The sequence below is a fragment of the uncultured Oscillibacter sp. genome, assembly GCF_910584465.1.
In the GTDB taxonomy this organism is placed as follows: Bacteria; Bacillota; Clostridia; order Oscillospirales; family Oscillospiraceae; genus Oscillibacter.
On the sequence record NZ_CAJUBK010000050.1, the window covers coordinates 1 to 16,262 of the forward strand.

The window sequence follows — 16,262 nt, forward strand, 5'->3', positions numbered from 1 at the left end:
GAGCGGGCTCCCCCTCGATCTCCCCCGCCACCAGTGACATCGGTCACTGGTGTGTTTGCCCCAGGGGCAAACGGGTCGAGGTATTTTTGTGACGCGCATGTCGTCACAAAAATGATATCATCTTATCCCTCTGCCTTTGGCAGAGAGACCAGGGGCAAGCCCCTGGTCCCCATTTCTATTAAGGGAAGGCGATCTGTTATGGACCAGAACAAACAGGCGGCTGTCGCCGCCATCGATGAAAAAGCGGATGTCGTCTACCGGGTCTCGGACGCCGTCTGGGAGTATGCCGAGCTCTCCCTCCAGGAGGAGGCGTCCGCCGCCCTTTACTGCAAGGTGCTGGAGGAGGAGGGCTTCTCCGTGGAAAAGGGCATCTGCCGCATCCCCACGGCCTTCTCCGCCTCCTACGGCGCGGGACGGCCGGTCGTCGGCATCCTGGCGGAGTACGACGCCCTCTCCGGCCTCTCCCAGAAGGGCGGGAGCCTGGAGCGGGAGGAGGCCGTCCCCGGCGGCTGCGGACACGGCTGCGGACACAACCTGCTGGGCGCGGGCGCCCTCGCCGCCGCCCTGGGCGTGAAGGACTACCTGGAGCGGACGAAGCGCCCCGGCACCGTCGTCCTCTACGGCTGTCCCGGCGAGGAGGGCGGCGCGGCCAAGGCGTTCATGGCCCGGGAGGACCTCTGGCGGGGCCTGGACGCCGCCCTGACCTGGCACCCGGACGACGCCAACGAGGTGGTCACCGGGTCCAGCAACTCCTGCATCCAGACCCAATACACCTTCACCGGCGTGGCCGCCCACGCCGCCGGGGATCCGGAGCGGGGCCGCAGCGCCCTGGACGCGGTGGAGCTGATGAACATCGGCGTGCAGTTCCTCCGGGAGCACATGAGCGGCAAGGCCCGCATCCATTACGCCATCACGGACGCCGGAGGCCGGAGCCCCAACGTGGTCCAGCCCAGGGCCACGGTGCTGTACATGGTCCGGTCCAACCACGTGGCGGAGGCCGTGGAGCTCCAGGCGCGGGTGGACAAGATCGCCGAGGGCGCGGCCCTGATGACCGGCACCACCTTCGAGAAGAAGTTCATCGACGGCCTGGCGGACACCGTTCCCAACCACACGCTGGAGTCCGTGCTGTACCGGAACTTCCAGGCCCTGGGCGTGCCCGCCCACTCGGCGGAGGAGCACGCCTGGGCCGACGCGCTGGCGAAGACCTATCCCGGCAGCGACTGTGTCCCCGGCATCGGCGCGGAGAACGACGGGCGCATCGCCCGGCAGGTCAAGGCCCTCCGGGAGGCCCACGGCCACGCCATGAACGATTTCCTCCTGCCCCTCTACCAGGGGGACGCCTTCCAGCCCGGCTCCACCGACGTGGGCGACGTGAGCTGGCAGGTCCCCACCGGGCAGATCCACGCCGCCGCGTGGCCCAACGGCGCGCCGGGCCACAGCTGGCAGAACGTCTCCATCGGCCGGACGGACATCGGCCGCCGGGCGGCCCTCCACGCCGGGAAGGTCCTGGCGGCGGCGGCCATCGACCTCTACGAGGACCCGGCCCTGCTGGCCGCGGCGAAGGCCGAGTTCGAGGAGCAGACCGCCGAGGGGTACACCTGCCCCATCCCGGCGGACGCCGTGCCGACGATCGCGGATTGAACGAAAGGCCCGGGAGCAGACGCTCCCGGGCCCAGGCTGTCGAAAAAGTCTTTTCGACAGCCTGGGCAAGTTTTCAGAACGCCACAAACGTTCTGAAAACTTATGATTTGAACGGTGCAGGAAACCCCTCCTGGGTTTCCCGCACACACTCTTCCTTCCCGTTGGCTCGGCCTTCCCTTTTTTCGACAAGCAAAGCCCGGGAGCAGACGCTCCCGGGCCTTCACATTTGCTGGAGGTCCTTAAAGTGGATCGGACCATGCTCTTCCTCGAACTCTTGGATGCGTATGCGGATCATATGCTCCAGCTCTTTGTTTTTCGTGCGGGCTTCAAACTTTGCAATATACTCCAACTTGTCCAACAGCTCCTGTGGTACACGTAATGTAAAGTGAGGAAGTTTGTCTTTTTTCATAAACATGCCTCCGACGCAATATTGACTTCATAATAGCGTCGTGTTAAGATGGCAGGAGAAAGAGAAGTCACTGTGACTTCATTATTGCTCTGCGGAGGTAGGTTTATGACAAAAGAAGAACTATACCAAGACCTGCACTCGAAGCTGTATCGTTCGATGTGGGAATGCGTGGCCCTGCTGGATCAGGGGCGGACCGACGAACTGCGTGAGACCATGATGACCGCTATCGAAAAGAGCGAGTACCACCTCTGGCACTATGACTACCCCCTCTTCGATATGGAGGAGGTCGTCCGCAAAAGCGGCCGCAAACATTGAAGCGGGAGGGGCCCGCGTCCTCCGAGGGACGAGACGGCCGCCGGCATCCAGTCGGCGGCCGCCTCATCATCCTTTACCCTCTCATTTCGTCCCGAAGATCCGGTCGCCCGCGTCGCCCAGGCCGGGGACGATGTACCCGTTCTCGTTCAGCCTCTCGTCCACCGCGCCGCAGTAGATGTCCACGTCGGGGTGCTCCTTCTGGATGCGCTCGATGCCCTCCGGCGCGGCCAGGAGGACCATCAGCTTGATCGTCGTGCAGCCGTACTCCTTCATGAACCCGATGGCGGCGGCGGCGCTGCCGCCGGTGGCCAGCATGGGGTCGACGATCAGCACGTCCCGCTCCGCCACGTCCTTGGGCATCTTGCAGAAGTACTTCACCGGCTCCAGGGTCTCCTCGTTCCGGTACAGGCCGATGTGGCCCACCCGGGCGGAGGGCACCATCCTGAGCACGCCGTCCACCAGGCCCAGCCCCGCCCGGAGGATGGGCACCACGGCGAACTTCTTCCCCTTCAGCGTGGGGGCGGTGGTCTTGCAGATGGGGGTCTCCACCTCCCGGGAGGCCAGGGGCAGGTCCCGGGTGGCCTCGTAGGTGATCAGCATCCCGATCTCGGAGACCAGCTCCCGGAAGTCCTTGACGCTGGTGTCCTTGTCCCGCAGGATGGTCAGCTTGTGGGCCACCAGGGGGTGGTCCATGATGTGCACTTTCCCGTTCATAAAGTCGCTCCTTATCATAAAAAGATCCCTTTGGTCCAGCCTTTTTCAACGGCCCTGCCGCTCCAGGCGCAGCCTTTCCGCCTGCGGGGGCCGCAGGTACACCGGGGCCAGCTCCTGGGCCGTCACCAGCCCCCCCGCCCTGGCCAGCTCCTCCGCCTCCAGGGCGACGGACACCGCGTCCTCCTTCACCAGGTGGGCCGGGGCCAGGCGGCAGGGCACCCCCGCCGCCGTCAGATAGTCGAAGCACATCTGCCCGCCGTCCCCCAGGACGGTCTTGGGCCGGGGATCGTCCCGCAGCGCCTCCGCCAGGTCCGCCAGCGCGATGGCACGGTCCGGCGTCAGCCGGGCGGGGGCCCCGTCCCGGGCCTCGAAGAGGGCGTTGTAGACCTGCTGCCTCCGGGCGTCCATGGCGCAGACGATCAGCCCCCCCGCGAAGGCCACGTTCCGGGCCAGCGCCGCCAGGGTGGACACGCCGATGCAGGGCTTGTCCCCGGCGAAGGCCAGCCCCTTGGCGGCGGACACGCCGATGCGCACGCCGGTGAAGGACCCGGGCCCCGCCGAGACGGCCACGGCGTCCAGATCCCCGACCGTCATGCCCGTATTTTTCAGCAGGCCCTCCACGATGGGCATCAGGGTCCGGCTGTGGGTCAGCCCGGTGTCCTGATAGCCGGAGGCCAGGACCTTCCCGTCCTCCGTGATGGCGGCGGAGACGGCCTTGGCCGCGGTCTCCAGAGCCAGTATCCTCATATCGGCCCCACTCCTTCGATGGTGATGATCCGCCACTCCTCCCGCTCCGGATGGCGGGCGATGGCGACGGTGACGGCCTCCTCCGGCAGGGCCTCCTCCACCCGTTCGCTCCACTCCACGGCGCACACGCCGCCCCGGTCCAGGTAGTCCTCCCAGCCGATGCCGAAGAGGTCCTCCGGGCCTTCCAGGCGGTACATGTCGAAGTGGAACAGGGGCATCTGCGTCCCCTCGTACTCGTTGACGATGGTGAAGGTGGGGCTGGTGACCCGGCCCTCATAGCCCAGGCCCCGGGCCAGGCCCCGGGTGAACGCGGTCTTCCCCATGCCCAGGCCCCCCCGGTAGGCGGCCACGGCCCCCGGCGAAAGCGCGGCGGCCAGGCGGCGGCCCAGGGCCTCGGTCTCCGCTTCGCTGCGGGAAACGTATTCCACAGGCGTCCCTCCTCTCCGCGTCCTCCTAAGATCGATTCAGTATACCACAGTTTGAACAGAGTGTAAAAAGAAATTTTCCATTGTTTACAGGTTTTTTGATTTGTGGTAGAATCACTTGATATCCCGCAGGCCCGCGCGCACGAAGGAGCCGATCATGCTGAACCGACTGAAAGCCACCCTCATCGATTTCATCCAGCAGGCCGACCTGGTCCTGCTGGCCCTGTGCTGCACCGCCACGCTGTACGGCATCGTGCTGGTGTTCAGCGCCACCCGGTACATGTCCCCCGACACGGGCACGCGGCGGATGATCGTCCAATGCGCGGCGCTGGCGCTGGGGATCTGCGTCTATATCTTCTTCTCCATGCTGGACCTGGAGTCCATCACCCGGAAATGGAAATGGGTCCTGGCCTTCAACATCGTCTTCATCCTCCTGCTGCGCACGCCCTTCGGCGTCGCGGGCAACACCGGCAACCGGGCCTGGCTGAAATTCCCCGGCATCCCCTTCCAGATCGGTCCTGCCGAGGTGGTCAAGATCACCTTCGTCCTGCTGCTCGCCAAGCAGATCGAGTGGCTGCGGGAGGAGAAGGAGGACCTGAAGTCCTTCCCCGCCGCTTTCTTCGTGGCGGGGCACACGCTCGGCATCTGCGGGCTGTACTTCGTGGTCTCCCGCGATATGGGCAACGGCCTGGTCTTCATCTTCATCTTCCTCTGCATGTCCTTCGTGGCGGGGTTCGCCCTGCGGTGGTTCCTGCTGCTCTTCGCCGGGGCCGGCGGAGCCGTCGCCGCCGTGCTGCTGCTGGATCTGGTGCCGGAGGACATGATGTATATGCTCAAGCGCTTCATCGTCCTCTTCGACCACAGCTTCGAGCCCCAGGGGACCGGCTGGCAGCAGACCCGGAGCCTGCTGGCCATCGGCTCCGGCGGGCTGTACGGGAAGGGCTACCTCAGCGGCAGCCTCACCCAGGGCAGCAGCCAGTCCCTCCCCGCCAAGCAGACGGACCTGATCTTCTCCGCGGCGGGGGAAGAGCTGGGGCTGTTCGGGTGCCTGGCCATCATACTGCTGCTGGTGCTCATCATCTTCCGCATCCTCCTGGTGGCCCGGAGGGCCCGGACGCCCTTCTACCGCTATGTCTGCGTGGGCATGGCGTCCATCCTGATCTTCCAGACCATCATCAACATCGGCATGTGCCTCTTCGTCATGCCCACCATCGGCATCACCCTGCCGTTCTTCAGCTACGGCGGGTCCTCCATCGTCACGCTGTACATGGCCATGGGCGTGGTCTCCGGCATCAAGAAACGCTCGCCGGAGATGCGCCGGACCGCAAGGTCGCCGATACGGTAGGGGGAGGCAGGACGCATGGACATCATCGCCGGACTGCAGAGCAAAGATGACCGCGAGGCTTACCGGCTGCTCCTCCTGTTGGAACAGCGCTCGGAGGAGTCGGACGAGCTGTACGGCTGTCTCGAGGACTTCCTCGACCTCCTGCACAGCAAGAGCGCCTTCGTCCGGGTCCGAGGCTTCCGCCTGGCCTGTGCGCAGGCCCGCTGGGACGCGGAGGACCGGCTGGAGCGGCATCTGGACGCGCTGCTCACCATGCTGGACGACCCGAAGCCCACGGCGGTGCGGCAGTGCCTGGCGGCGCTGGGCCCCGTCATCCTCCACAAGCCGGGCCTGCGGGGCCGGATCGCCGTCAAGCTGGACGGCATGGACCTCTCGAAGTACAAGGACAGTATGCGCCCGCTGATCGGGCGCGATATCCAGGCCCTGCGGGAGCAGATGCGGTCTCCCGGCCCATCAGGAGGGCTCCCCCATGGATGGACATGAGCAGGCGCTCCCCGCCAAAATGGTCAGATCCGGCGCCGCCTCCGCCAAACGCGCCCCGGCGGCGGCAGTCAGCCGTGCCGCCGGACGCCTCGTGGGCCGGGCTATCCTCCGCGGCCATCGGGCCGGACGTATGCGCCCATGCCGAGACCTCCGCAGCGCGCCGCCGCTCCTCTCCCGGGACGGCGGTTTTTCGCATAATTTCAAGGAATGGGAAAACACTACTCCTGTACCAATTCATACAGGAGGATGATTCTCTATGAAACACCATCTGACAAGAGCCGCCGCCCTGCTGGCATTGACGGCGGTGCTGCTGACGGGCAGCGCCTCGGCGCTGTTCGGCAAAAAGGCCGAGGAGCCCGCCCCCGCGGAGGGCGCGCCCCAGGTCTGGGACCTGGAGATCCGCACCTACCGGGGCATCCCCGGGCAGGGCCAATTCCTGGCCTCGGACCCGGAGGGCGAGGAGATGACCTTCGCCCTGCTGGATGAGCCCCGGAAGGGCGTCGTGGTCATCGAGGGCGACAGCTTCACCTACACGCCGGACGAGGGCATCACCGGCAGCGACCGCTTCACCTACACGGCGACGGACAGCCAGGGCCACACCTCCGCCCCCGCCAAGGTCCGCGTGACCATCGACAAGACCCGCTCCGGAGTCACTTACTCCGATACCGAGGACAGCCCCGCCGCCTGCGCCGCCCAGGAGCTGGCGGAGAAGGGCATCTTCACCGGCGGGAAGATCGGGGGGCACTACTATTTCCAGCCGGACCAGCCGGTGACCCGCAGTGAGTTCCTGGCCATGGCGCTGGAGACGGCGGGCCGGGAGGTGACGGACGTCACCATGACGGGCTTCTGCGACGATACCAGCATCCCCACCTGGGCCAAGGCATACGCCGCCGCCGGCGCGGCGGACGGCATCGTCCGGGGCAGCGGCACTGCCGAGGGCGTGGCGTTCCGGGGCGGCGAGGCCATCACCTTCAACGAGGCCGCGACGATCCTGGACCGGATGCTGGACCTGGGGGACGTGGACCTGGACGTGTGGTACGCGGACCGGGCGGCGGCGCCCTCCTGGGCGGCCCAGGCAGTGGGGAACATGGAGGCCGTCAACGTCCTCTCCGCCGGGAGCTTCGGCAGTCAGACCATGGAGCAGGCCGTGACCCGGGCCGACGCGGCCCAGATGCTGGCGGCGGCAGGCGTCCTGCTGGAAGGCGAGGAGCAGCCCAAGGGGCTTTTCAGCTGGCTGGGGTAACGGCCAGGCTGCGCGATCGGATGAGGCCCGCCAGGATATCCTGGCGGGCCTCTGGGCGCGGGGAAAATTTTTGAAGGAAATTTGAAAATAGGGCTTGCATTCCCTGGCGAAGTGTGGTAAGGTATATGAGCTGACATGAGTGAGTGTCTTTATCCGGGTGTAGCGCAGTTGGTAGCGCACTTGACTGGGGGTCAAGGGGTCGTGAGTTCAAGTCTCGCCACTCGGACCATCGAAAAAGCCTGTAACCGCAATGGTTACAGGCTTTTCTCATACCTGTTGCTCCGGCGGTTTCCCTTATTTTTTCCCTTATTCCCTTTAGGCCCCGGAAACACTTTGAATAAACTTCTCCATCCGGTCAGCACTGGCCCGCTTCATTTCCTCCGTGACATGTCCGTAAACATCCAGGGTAAAGGCGGCGGTATGGTGTCCCAGGTTGCTTTGAACCGTCTTAATATCGTCCCCGGCCCGAAGCGAGGCCACGGCGTAGCTATGACGGAGGTCATGCAGACGCGCCTCCGGCAGACCAATAGAGGCCACCAGCCGCTTGTAATTGTGATAGACTGTGTTCGGAGAAAGGCGGTGCCCGACTTCATCCGTGAACACAAACCCTTCTTCTTGCCAGAGAGGACCAGCTTTCAAGCGTGCTTCTGTCTGGCGAACCTTGTGCCGCTTCAAAGCGTCTATCACAAAAGCGGCGGCGGTAATCGTGCGGCCTTTGCCGTTCTTGGTGGGCGTAAGCCGAAATTCCCCGGATTGTCCCGGAACCTGTTGAAGCTGTTTATTGATGAAGATAGTTCCACGGTCCAGGTCCACACAGTCCCAAGTCAAGCCGCAGACCTCGCCTCGCCGCAAGCCAGTGAACAGTGTCACCAGATAGATAATTTCAAAGCGGTGTCCCTGGATAGCTTTCATAAAGGCCCGAATCGCTTCATCGTCCAGCGGCTTGATTTCCTTCCGCTCCACTTTGGGCAGTTCACAAGCGGTTGTAGGATTGGAATGAAGATAGCCTATCGCAATCGCCTGTTGTAAAGACTTGTGGAAAATCCCGTGAATGCACTTAATTGTTTTAGGCGACAGTCCAGGCTTATCTCCGTGAGCAGTTCCCAGGTCATTGTAAAACTGTTGCACCGTGTGCGCGTTCAGCTTATCAAGCCTCACTTTTCCGAGGGCGGGTTTGATATGGTTGTTGACGTGCTGGGTATAATTTAAGACCGTGTACGGTCTTACGCCTCCCAAGTAGGTTTTCAACCAAATATCAAGCCATTCACCGACCGTCATTTTAGACGGTTCCTGATAGGTCCCGTTATCTACGTCCAGGGACATTTGCTTTAGCTTCTGGGCAACCTCTTTTTGCGTCTTGCCGGTAATGGATTTCTGGATTTGCTTTCCTGTTCCGGGGTCGTAACCCACCGTGCAGCGGGCCTCCCAATAGGTGTACTCTTTGCCATTTTTCGTTACGGTTTTCTTGCGAATGGTCCCGTTGCCATTGGCGGCACGGCCCATAGATTTTGTACGCGGCATATATCCTCCTTATCCGCCGCGCAGATGTACTAAAAACTACTATTATTATACATCAAACGCGGCGGATAATCAATATTTTCAACTTAAATATTCTAAAAGAGCCGACTTCGGGATGCGGATTTGCCGCCCCACCTGAACGCTCTTAATCCTTCCGCTGCGAACCAACTCGTAAGCGGTATTTTTTCCAATAACGAGAATTTCCGAAATATCTGAAACTGTCAAAACAAGCGGCAGGTCATTGATATTTCTAATCGTGGACGCTTTCATATTGGTCTTGTTCATCGCTCTAACATCCTTTTATCAAGAATTTCGAGCTTTTTTATCTTGCTTCTCCTTAATAATAATTTTGAAAGTGCATTTTCAACTCACGCAAACATGGAGTTGTAAATGTCAATCGGGTCAACGGCGGAAGCGGCCCGCGCCGCCTGTGAATATGGGTTTGGACGGGCGGAATTAGGAATCACCACATACTGGTTCCAAGTGGCGTTATACTCGACCGCATAAATGGAATCTGAATCCATGCAAATTGTAAGGGCAATCCGGCGTTGAAGCTGGTCGAACCCATCCAGGTCCTCCGCCTTGTCTTTGAACGTTTCCCAGTGAAAAAAACTAGGGCTGTAGGGAGAGGTAATGATGATTAGGTCACAGGCAAGAGGCTTGTCGCTATAGCGGGCAGGAGCCATGACCTGGGTATCAATCCCGTGGGGGTCCGTAATCCGCAAGAGGTCCGCGTACTCTATAACCTTGGGCCGCAGCTCGTCCATAATTATCGTGTGTTCGCCGTTGTAGCTTTGAAAAATGTCCCGGCTGGAGCCTGTTATATAATAGGGCTGTCCCTTCTTTTCAGCGTACTCCCGCGCAAGGCTCGTCTTTCCGGTCCCCGCCGCTCCATAAATCCATATCACGGAAATACGGGCGTTCTTCTCTCGCATTTCCTTGCGCCACTTTTCGGCTTCATTTTGAAGCCGCTTGTCGTTCACGTCCTCAATCTGGCGGTGGTAACGGGCATAAACAGAGCCGGGGAGCTGCCGTTCGATTTCTTCCTTGGTCGTGACACCGGCATACAGGGCGTCCAAAAGGGCTTTCGGGTTCGCGCTCCGCTCGGCCCGGACCTGGGCCACATCTAAGGCGATCTTGGTCAGAAGTGCGCCGTAATCAAAATTGGCGAGGACGTCTGACGGGTCATACTGGTGCTTTCCGCCCTTTCGGGCCTTCGTCGTGGCGTGGATGAGGTAGGCATAGCCGTTGTTCGCTTCGCCGTCCCATTTCTGGATATATTGAGGCTTGTCGCCCAGCTTCTTCGCAACGGAGGCCAGGGAGCGGGGATTCTTGAACGACATCATAGCGTGTATGTCCGCTTCCTTCGGCTGGCCCTGCTCGTCTACCTCCTGGTCGTGGACGATGATGGCATACTGCTCCGGTCTAAGGTTCGCCTCAATGTGGCGGGCTAAATCCTCTTTGGTATTGATTCCCGGAGGCAGATGACGCATCTGCTGTGCGTACATCATATGCCGGTATCTTGGAGTTTGCTTGCCCATGGTTCATCAGCTCCTTTCATGGGCATCGGTTATTCTGGCACAATCGCACAGGCAATGTGCCGCGCTATAACAAGCCCCCGCGCGGCACATTGCAAGGGTTACAAGGATTTTCATTTCGGCACAGCCGCCCCCGCCTCTGCGTTCCGCCCGGCGGGGGCGGCTGTAGTAGCGTCAATCGCCGCAATACTCCCGCAGGAGCCGCCCCAGCTCCCGGTACACGCGGAACTTCATGCGCGGGAAGTGTACCCGGCTGACCGTGTCATGCTCGCCGTCCGTGGAGCTGAACCAAGCGTCGCCCGCTTTCAAGGCTGGCAGACGGCTTATCGCCTCCAGGTTTTTCCCATCCCAGATGAAAGAGGCCTCCTCCTTCGTCGGCTTAAACAAAATCCGGGTAGACAGGGCGTCCCGGAGCATCGTCGGCAGGCCGCCCTCTCCGGCGCTGGCCTGGGCAATGCTGATGATGACGTAGCACCCCGCCGAGGCCCCCATCGTCACAATACGCTTGAGCACATTATCAAATTCCGCCAGGGAATAGTCAGGCGTGTCCTTCTCGGCCTTCTTCGGGAACAGGCTTCGACAGGCCACGTATTCATCAATAAACAGGAACGAGGGGTGCATCCCGGCGTCCCACCAGTGGACCGCGTCGCCGGATTCCTCCGACAGGTCGTTCAAAACCCTCTGACGTTCCCGAATCGTTTGGGCAAACCGCTTGATAGCGTCAAGAATGGTCCGGGCCTCGCCGTCCTCGTCCAGGGTCACGACATGGGGGAGGCGGGACAGCTCCGCTTTTTTGGGGTCTATAATCAGTACTTGGCTGCCGTACCTGTCCCGGCCCTGTAAAAGGACCTGCAACAGCAGGGCGATGACGCTCGTGGTCTTGCCGCTCCTGGTCTTGCCCGCCGCCAGCATGGAGCCGGAGGTGGTCAGGTCGATTTCCGTACCGCTCTGTACTGTCAGCTTGTAGGGCGAACCGGGCCGCATACTCCTTGCGGAATGATAAGTCAAACTCTTGTCCTTAATGACGTCCTCAATCAGGTATGTAACGCTTTCGCCGGACGGGGAACGCTCGACATAGACCACCGCGAGATATTCCAGTCGTTTACGAAGAAAAGCGGACAGGTAGGGATGAATTTTTTCCAACTCATCCACCGACTTGGAGATGCCGGTTATCGTAAGGACGTAAGTGCCCTTGCCCCTTTTTTTGCAGCGTACCACCGGCAGCAGCTCCCCGTCCTTCAAATGGAGCGGATTGGAATACAGCGGCGAGTACAGCCCGCGGCGGATGATCTGCCGAATCCGGGCCGTGTCCGGTGTGGACAGGAACACAAATGCAGCTATCAGGAACAAGAGCGAACCAACGCCCAGGATGACAGCGGCCAGAAAATGCAGCTGGTCCGCCGTCATAGCCATCGCGGCAGAGCTGACAAAATAATTCTGCGGGACCTGCAAAACCAGCCAGCGCAGGAGCCAAACAGTCATCGCGGCCAGGAGGGTGGCCGCCCCCAGGACGCCAATCTTGGCGTAGGGGGCGGCATATCTAAGCCGCGAGACTTGCGACGAATACACCCTCATGTCAATTCTTCTCCTTCCCTGCCGGAGCAGTCACGGCGGACGCGAGAACCACGGCGTCGCACTTCACAGAGAGATTGTTCCTATAATCTCCATAAATCGTGGCGACCGGGTTGACCGGGACAACCTCGTCGGAGATGCCGACCGTCGGCTGCTTGACGCACTTAAAAGAAAGTTTTTCGTAGAGGTTGCTGCCAGTCTCCCCGTCCTTGTGCTTATACGGCGTCTTGTCAGCGGTAATCGCAACATCGACAATCCAGCCTAGCGGCTGCTTGCTCTGGTAGTCAGTCCAAGGACGAATGCCCGTGACGGTGAATATCTTCCCTGCCGCGAACGTAGACCAGCAGAACATTAAAAACTGCGCTAAATACTTCAACTTAATCACGTTCCTTTCTACAAATTTCCTTTGAAGCCGTAGACTGCATGCCGCCTACGGCCTCATTGGCATCCTTATAATAACACAGCCAACAGGAAAAGTCAAACTATCTGCAACGATAAACGGCGTATATCGAAATAAATTAGCCAGTTTTCGCAGCTTTTGACCGCGTTTGAAAAAATGGTAAAAATATGAAATCGCCGATAGAACGCAGAAAGTGAGGGTGTTGTAAAATCTTGGTTTTCGGAATTTGCAACAAAAAAATTTTTTGAATTTTTTTCTATGGGAGGCATCCAGGAGGGCTTGCATATATTCAAAACGTGTGCAAATATGTATAAACGTGGACACGTATATATTAGCCGCATATATTAGTCCTAGCGTTATATATTCTTATCCCGAAACCCGGAGGGGATTGAAAAGTGCACATCAAAAAAGCCCTCTGCCGTCAGCTGGCAGAGGGCTTAAAAATATCATGTTTTCCCTTGCATTTCATTCCCCGCAGGTTTATAATAAGGCCACAAGATGAACAAAAAGGCAGGGCGAAGGGGACGGCAATCCCCAACGCCCCTATGCGGGAGAATTGGCCTCCCACACAACAGTATATTACTGTACCCATCCTCATTATAAGGCTTTTCCCGTCAAGAATCAAGGGGAAAGCGCGTGAGGTGTGTCTGTGTATGCGGTGTGGGACTATTATGTTCCGCGCCGCTTTTGTTCGTCTTGGCGGAACCCACGCAAGCCCTGGGGGACGGGAGGACCCCACCCCCGAGGGCTGGACCGCCAGGAACAGACACACGATAATGTAAGGAGAGGTTACAGTGAAAAAAATATGGTCCTTCCTTCTGGCGCTGACCCTGTGCGCCAGCCTTGCAGTCCCCGCCTGGGCGGATGAGGTCACGGATTTGCCGCGAACATCGGAGCAGATTGGCGGCAAGGCGGATTCCAGTGCCGCTCCCGCTCTGTCGGCTGAATCCGTGACGGATCCTGCCCCGCAAGTGCCAGCCGGTTTCTCTGACGTGCCCTCCGGCCACCCGTTCTACCAGGGCGTCATGGACTGCGCCGCCAAGGGCATCGTGGGCGGCTATGATGACGGGACCTTCCGGCCAGGGAACACCGTCACCAAAAGCAATTTCAGCGTCATGCTGTCACGGGCGTTTTACGCCGGGGACATCGACAAACACAACGACAGCTATAATCTCTATACCTACGGCCCCTTCGCCGGGAATTATCTGGCGCTGTACTATGACGGAGTTTATGAGGGCGCCAGCTTCAAAAGCGACTTTACAATGATGAACCTTGAAACGATGAACACCGGGATTAACCGCTACGACATGGCCCAGCTTATGACCAATATCATGAAGCAGAGGGGACTTGCGGCCAGCGATTCCGAGAAAAACGCCGCTGTCTCCGAAATTACCGATTACAGCGAGATTCCCGGCCAGTACAAGGATGCCGTCCTGAACGTCTACGCCCTGGGCATCATCGGCGGCTATGCCAACGGGACCTTCGGCGGCAATGTCACCATGAACCGAGGACAGGCCGCCGTTGTGATTTACCGCATGGTCCAGAAGCTGGGCAGCGCCCCCAGCACCGCCCCCGTGGAACCTGCACCGGAGGCACCGGCCACGCCCACGGAACCGGAGCAGCCCGAGACCCCTGTGGACCCGAAGCCCGAGACCCCGGTCGACCCCGGCCCGGCGCCTTCCGGCCGGACCCTGAGCAATGGCAAGGCCATCACCGAAGCCAACGTCACCGAGATTCTGGAGAACCTGAAGTCCAGATATCCCAAGGGAACCTATTTCGGCAACGGATATGCTGGTATGAATTCTGGAAGAAGTGGTGCCAACAATTGCATCAAACAAATTACCAATCAATACGAATGTGATGATGGTGGAAAAGTCAGTACGACATTCGGTTGCGGCGGTTGGGCGGCATTCGTATGTGACGAAATTTTCAGCCAGACCAACGTCACATGGCGCAAAACCAATTTGAGCGACATCCGTCCCGGCGACCTCATGATTAAACTGGACGAAAACGGCCATCTCATGCACGTCCAGGTATACACCGGGCCAAACGGAACATGGCTTCCGACTCAAAAAGTCATGGTCACAGACGCAGGAAGTCAAACAGGCCTTAGCAAAGATTACACCGTTGGATGGGGAAGTTGTGTCATGACCCGTTATGCCTATGACATCTGGACCGCCTATCCCGACTAAAGTCTATCACTACACCGCCGTGGGCCTCACCGCCTACGGCGGTATTTTTTATCGCCTGCCCACAAGTCAGACCAGGACGGAAACACAGGCCCGAAGAGGAGCGGAAAGGGGAGGGCGTGCATATATGCGGCCAGCCCCGGACAGGCCCACAGTGATACACCGCGCGAAGTGTTTCGACCGGGAGCCGAAGGGCAGCAACGGAGGATATAGCACGGAGGCAATGCGGCGTCAAGGGCCGCAAAAAAGTTTTCAGGTTCCGAAGAGCCTGAAAACTTTTTTGCTCTCCGCTTCGCTCCGCCCCTTGACCCCGCACCGCCTCCGCGCAAGGGGAAGTCAACCGAAATCGCCGCAGCCGATTTCGGCAAGGCCGACAACTTTTATTTTGGGAGGACGGAGCGATGAAGCAGACTATCAAGACCAGCAGGACGGCGGGTTATTTGGAGAAGATTTTCCGGGCCTTGAATGAGCACTATTTTGAGGGAGCCATTGAAGAGCCGGTCATCACCATCCAGAGCACGCCCAGGGCCTACGGACACGTCACCGTAGCCAAGGCATGGCAGAGGGCGGACGGCGGGCAGAGGCATGAGCTGAACATCGGAGCGGGCACCCTGGACAGGCCCATCGAGAACGTGACCGCCACGGTCCTTCATGAAATGGTCCACCTGTTCAATCTCCAAGCCGGAGTACAGGACACCAGCCGGGGCGGAACCTACCACAACAAGAGATTCCGGGAGGCGGCAGAGGCGCGGGACCTGCATATCAGCTATGACAGCCGCATCGGGTGGAGCATCACGGAGCCTACGGACGCGCTTATCGAGTTCATCCTCTCCCAGGGCTGGGACGATATTATGATGAACCGGAAAGAGGGCTTTTCCATGCGGGGCGTGGGCGGACCGGGAGCCAAGGGAGGTGTTCCCCCGACCACCACGGGCAGGACCTCCAGCACCCGGAAGGTGGTCTGCCCCTGCTGCGGGCAGAGCGTCCGGGCCACCAGGAAGGTCAATATCCTCTGTGGGGATTGCCTCCTTCCTATGGTGGAGGTATGACGGCACGAAGCCGCCCAGGGTTTAACCTTGGGCGGCTTCTTATGCCTTGACACGGGCAGGTTTTTTTGATAGTGTAGATTCAAAATCAGGTGTGTTTGGTTTGGCGCATGGGGAGAAGGAATCGTTTTTAGTACGTCTGCGCGGCTTGGATTTTCCCTTATTTTTTCCCTTAATGGCTTAATATCGGTTGGTAGAAGCTGTGACTGGCTGGTAGAGCCGAAACGCTGGACCCGTTGCAGTTAAAGGCTTTCGGGACTAGGCGGGACTAGTTGGGAGAACAAAGGGACTGCTTTTCAAAAATTCAAGTCTCGCCACTCGGACCATGTCGAGTGTTCATAACGCAACTGAACACTCGTATGTAAAGGAACAGTCGAAAGGCTGTTCCTTTGCTATTTCTACGGGGCGGTCTGCTCCGGTGGAACGGCTTTCGGGCCGCTCCGTTTTCTTTACCCGGCCTTGCCGACAAGATACTCAATCGCCACACCCTGGCGGCTGTCCAACACCACGTTCTCCGGGTATTCCTCTACCTCCGGCAAGTCCAGGACGCCGATGAAGTTATAGTGGATCACGATGCGCTGTGTCCTGTTCTTTCCCCTGCCCTGGGTTTGGTACACGTCGATGCGCTCCACAAGCTCATGGAGGATGGTGGGCGTCAGCGTTTTCATCTCCATGAA

The 16,262-nt window shown here is 59.8% G+C and carries 17 protein-coding genes and 1 tRNA gene; 8 read left to right on the forward strand and 10 right to left on the reverse strand.

Annotation, left to right across the window (positions count from 1 at the left end; all coding sequences use genetic code 11):
- Positions 1-198 precede the first annotated feature (198 nt).
- Entirely contained in the window at positions 199-1,641 is a 1,443-nt protein-coding gene (locus tag QZ332_RS10615; RefSeq protein ID WP_295765128.1) for an amidohydrolase, read from the forward strand.
- Between the two features lie 220 nt (positions 1,642-1,861).
- Here the strand turns inward: QZ332_RS10615 and QZ332_RS10620 are convergent, their stop codons facing one another.
- Positions 1,862-2,050 (reverse strand): Arc family DNA-binding protein, encoded by a 189-nt coding sequence (locus tag QZ332_RS10620; protein ID WP_295765130.1) that lies wholly within the window; start codon positions 2,048-2,050, stop codon positions 1,862-1,864.
- Between the two features lie 105 nt (positions 2,051-2,155).
- On the opposite strand from QZ332_RS10620, the gene QZ332_RS10625 reads away from it, so the two are divergent.
- A complete protein-coding gene (locus QZ332_RS10625; RefSeq protein WP_295765132.1) occupies positions 2,156-2,365 on the forward strand; it encodes a hypothetical protein in 210 nt (69 codons plus the stop codon).
- A gap of 81 nt (positions 2,366-2,446) precedes the next feature.
- On the opposite strand, the gene upp is transcribed toward QZ332_RS10625, so the two are convergent.
- The 3 genes from upp to tsaE are packed head-to-tail and all read right to left on the reverse strand — an operon-like array spanning position 2,447 to position 4,254.
- Entirely contained in the window at positions 2,447-3,079 is a 633-nt protein-coding gene (upp, locus tag QZ332_RS10630; protein ID WP_295765133.1) for a uracil phosphoribosyltransferase, read from the reverse strand.
- Positions 3,080-3,124: 45 nt separating this feature from the next.
- Positions 3,125-3,826 (reverse strand): tRNA (adenosine(37)-N6)-threonylcarbamoyltransferase complex dimerization subunit type 1 TsaB, encoded by a 702-nt coding sequence (tsaB, locus tag QZ332_RS10635; protein WP_295765136.1) that lies wholly within the window; start codon positions 3,824-3,826, stop codon positions 3,125-3,127.
- On the reverse strand, positions 3,823-4,254 hold the full coding sequence (tsaE, locus tag QZ332_RS10640; protein ID WP_295765138.1) for a tRNA (adenosine(37)-N6)-threonylcarbamoyltransferase complex ATPase subunit type 1 TsaE: 432 nt from the start codon (positions 4,252-4,254) through the stop codon (positions 3,823-3,825). Before tsaE ends, tsaB begins: the two co-directional genes overlap by 4 nt.
- Positions 4,255-4,408: 154 nt before the next feature.
- Between tsaE and QZ332_RS10645 the strand changes: the two genes are divergently transcribed.
- The 4 genes from QZ332_RS10645 (at position 4,409) to QZ332_RS10660 (ending at position 7,551) form a co-directional block, all read left to right on the forward strand.
- Complete coding sequence (locus tag QZ332_RS10645; RefSeq protein WP_295765139.1) at positions 4,409-5,596, forward strand: FtsW/RodA/SpoVE family cell cycle protein; 1,188 nt, start codon at positions 4,409-4,411, stop codon at positions 5,594-5,596.
- Positions 5,597-5,611: 15 nt separating this feature from the next.
- Positions 5,612-6,079, forward strand: a complete 468-nt coding sequence (locus QZ332_RS10650; protein ID WP_295765141.1) for a hypothetical protein — start codon at positions 5,612-5,614, stop codon at positions 6,077-6,079.
- Between the two features lie 256 nt (positions 6,080-6,335).
- The gene (locus tag QZ332_RS10655; protein WP_295765142.1) at positions 6,336-7,322 is read left to right on the forward strand and encodes an Ig-like domain-containing protein; all 987 of its coding nucleotides are present in this window, start codon (positions 6,336-6,338) and stop codon (positions 7,320-7,322) included.
- A gap of 153 nt (positions 7,323-7,475) precedes the next feature.
- Positions 7,476-7,551 (forward strand) — tRNA-Pro (locus QZ332_RS10660).
- 86 nt (positions 7,552-7,637) lie between these two features.
- Here the strand turns inward: QZ332_RS10660 and QZ332_RS10665 are convergent.
- From QZ332_RS10665 to QZ332_RS10685, 5 genes are all read right to left on the reverse strand, one after another.
- Positions 7,638-8,843 (reverse strand): site-specific integrase, encoded by a 1,206-nt coding sequence (locus QZ332_RS10665; protein WP_295765144.1) that lies wholly within the window; start codon positions 8,841-8,843, stop codon positions 7,638-7,640.
- Positions 8,844-8,921: 78 nt separating this feature from the next.
- Complete coding sequence (locus QZ332_RS10670; RefSeq protein WP_295765146.1) at positions 8,922-9,125, reverse strand: helix-turn-helix domain-containing protein; 204 nt, start codon at positions 9,123-9,125, stop codon at positions 8,922-8,924.
- Positions 9,126-9,208: 83 nt separating this feature from the next.
- Positions 9,209-10,381, reverse strand: a complete 1,173-nt coding sequence (locus tag QZ332_RS10675; RefSeq protein WP_295765148.1) for a Rep family protein — start codon at positions 10,379-10,381, stop codon at positions 9,209-9,211.
- A gap of 171 nt (positions 10,382-10,552) precedes the next feature.
- Positions 10,553-11,953, reverse strand: coding sequence for an FtsK/SpoIIIE domain-containing protein (locus QZ332_RS10680; RefSeq protein WP_295765150.1), 1,401 nt, complete (start codon positions 11,951-11,953; stop codon positions 10,553-10,555).
- 1 nt (position 11,954) lies between these two features.
- The gene (locus tag QZ332_RS10685; RefSeq protein ID WP_295765152.1) at positions 11,955-12,335 is read right to left on the reverse strand and encodes a hypothetical protein; all 381 of its coding nucleotides are present in this window, start codon (positions 12,333-12,335) and stop codon (positions 11,955-11,957) included.
- A gap of 809 nt (positions 12,336-13,144) precedes the next feature.
- Here QZ332_RS10685 and QZ332_RS10690 point away from each other — a divergent pair.
- Together QZ332_RS10690 and QZ332_RS10695 are read left to right on the forward strand one after the other, a co-directional pair.
- Positions 13,145-14,542 (forward strand): S-layer homology domain-containing protein, encoded by a 1,398-nt coding sequence (locus QZ332_RS10690; RefSeq protein WP_295765154.1) that lies wholly within the window; start codon positions 13,145-13,147, stop codon positions 14,540-14,542.
- A gap of 398 nt (positions 14,543-14,940) precedes the next feature.
- Positions 14,941-15,588: a SprT-like domain-containing protein gene (locus QZ332_RS10695; protein WP_295765156.1), complete on the forward strand. Its 648-nt coding sequence runs from the start codon at positions 14,941-14,943 to the stop codon at positions 15,586-15,588.
- Positions 15,589-16,034: 446 nt separating this feature from the next.
- Here QZ332_RS10695 and QZ332_RS10700 read toward each other — a convergent pair.
- Positions 16,035-16,262: DUF4368 domain-containing protein (locus tag QZ332_RS10700; RefSeq protein ID WP_295765158.1), on the reverse strand; the 228-nt coding region annotated here is incomplete at its 5' end.

Excerpts from the sequence above, each read along its gene's own strand:
- QZ332_RS10670 (WP_295765146.1), bottom strand. The coding sequence starts at position 9,125 with ATGAACAAGACCAATATGAAAGCGTCCACGATTAGAAATATCAATGAC.
- QZ332_RS10620 (WP_295765130.1), bottom strand. The coding sequence starts at position 2,050 with ATGAAAAAAGACAAACTTCCTCACTTTACATTACGTGTACCACAGGAG.
- QZ332_RS10625 (WP_295765132.1), top strand. The coding sequence starts at position 2,156 with ATGACAAAAGAAGAACTATACCAAGACCTGCACTCGAAGCTGTATCGT.
- QZ332_RS10615 (WP_295765128.1), top strand. The coding sequence starts at position 199 with ATGGACCAGAACAAACAGGCGGCTGTCGCCGCCATCGATGAAAAAGCG.
- QZ332_RS10655 (WP_295765142.1), top strand. The coding sequence starts at position 6,336 with ATGAAACACCATCTGACAAGAGCCGCCGCCCTGCTGGCATTGACGGCG.
- QZ332_RS10650 (WP_295765141.1), top strand. The coding sequence starts at position 5,612 with ATGGACATCATCGCCGGACTGCAGAGCAAAGATGACCGCGAGGCTTAC.
- QZ332_RS10645 (WP_295765139.1), top strand. The coding sequence starts at position 4,409 with ATGCTGAACCGACTGAAAGCCACCCTCATCGATTTCATCCAGCAGGCC.
- QZ332_RS10680 (WP_295765150.1), bottom strand. The coding sequence starts at position 11,953 with ATGAGGGTGTATTCGTCGCAAGTCTCGCGGCTTAGATATGCCGCCCCC.
- QZ332_RS10675 (WP_295765148.1), bottom strand. The coding sequence starts at position 10,381 with ATGGGCAAGCAAACTCCAAGATACCGGCATATGATGTACGCACAGCAG.
- tsaB (WP_295765136.1), bottom strand. The coding sequence starts at position 3,826 with ATGAGGATACTGGCTCTGGAGACCGCGGCCAAGGCCGTCTCCGCCGCC.
- QZ332_RS10665 (WP_295765144.1), bottom strand. The coding sequence starts at position 8,843 with ATGCCGCGTACAAAATCTATGGGCCGTGCCGCCAATGGCAACGGGACC.
- upp (WP_295765133.1), bottom strand. The coding sequence starts at position 3,079 with ATGAACGGGAAAGTGCACATCATGGACCACCCCCTGGTGGCCCACAAG.
- QZ332_RS10695 (WP_295765156.1), top strand. The coding sequence starts at position 14,941 with ATGAAGCAGACTATCAAGACCAGCAGGACGGCGGGTTATTTGGAGAAG.